The 1,135-nt window shown below is 45.4% G+C and carries 1 protein-coding gene; it reads right to left on the bottom strand.

Annotated features, from left to right (window positions below):
- Positions 1-527: 527 nt before the first annotated feature.
- A complete protein-coding gene (locus ACH6CX_RS18455; protein WP_396676208.1) occupies positions 528-992 on the bottom strand; it encodes a hypothetical protein in 465 nt (154 codons plus the stop codon).
- Positions 993-1,135 lie beyond the last annotated feature (143 nt).

Here is a 1,135-nt window from a genome sequence, read left to right as displayed (position 1 = left end):
CAACCATCGCGTCCTGGTTGTAATTGTACCGCTTGAAGTTTGGCATGGCGGGATTCCCCTTTTCGACCTGCCAATTCTATCAAAAAACACTATATTTTAAGAGTTTTTCTACAGCCAGAACGCCCACAGCAGCGGCGCGCGTTAGCGCGTCCAGCCCGAAGGGCGATGCTGCCTTTGCTTGTTATATTTTTTGCACAAACTTTGTATAGCACTCGGTACACAGCCAAGTGCTACCCCCATAAAAATACCCCGTTGACTCCTCCTCATTATCAGAGGCGAAGATAGTCCAGTAGCAAATAAGACAATGCTCATGATCGTCTGTGATGTCATATTTTTTTAAGAGCCACTCTTGCTGCCTAGCCCACTCAACATTGTCTTGAATGTCGGCAATTTTCCATTGCTCTCCGTGTATCTCTATTAGCTCAGTCATCTCTTAAGAAATATAACGCCCGCAGCAAGGGCGGCCGGAGCGTAGCGTAGGCCGTCCCGCGGAAGCCCGTAGGGCTGGAGCATATTGCCTGCGATTGTTATGCAGGTTTTTCACTCAACACTCCATTTTCGTACTTCCATACCCGACTGACATTTGGTTCACGGGTAGGGAATGAGAACATTAGACCATTCTCGCTATCCGAAATTTTTGGAGTATCACTGCACGTGCCAAACTCTTCTGTAAGACTATTCTTATCCTTACTCGGGTCTAAAATTCTAAAAAATGCTGGACAGCCGCTGCCGCCAGTAGTTACCTGAACAATCAGATACTCTTTATTTCCCCAAAAGTATGAATCGTTACTTTCGTTAAACATAAAACTCAAGATTTGCCCATCGTCCTTTAGCGCAGATTCACCATTCACCAAAATCTCATAGGTCCAACTATCTGGATCACTCAAAAGCTTTACGTCAACTTTGTTCGATTTTATGTGTAATTCCTCAGAATAAGCTGAAGAACTAATTAGCGACACAAAAACTAACACCACGGCAAGTAAATTTTTCATTATCTTCCCTTTTGCATAACGCTCGCAGCACAGGCCGGAAAACCGCGTAGCGGTTTGGAGGTCCAGGCCACGAAGTGGCCGATTGTTCCTGCGCTTGTTATTGTGATGGGTTGGCACTCAATATTTCTCTCGCTCTGGATGAA

Origin of the sequence: Microbulbifer sp. JSM ZJ756, from assembly GCF_044383805.1 — a bacterium.
GTDB classification, from domain to species: Bacteria; Pseudomonadota; Gammaproteobacteria; order Pseudomonadales; family Cellvibrionaceae; genus Microbulbifer; species Microbulbifer zhoushanensis.
Note: the sequence above shows the minus strand (reverse complement) of the source record. Positions and strands in the feature narration are given on the sequence as shown.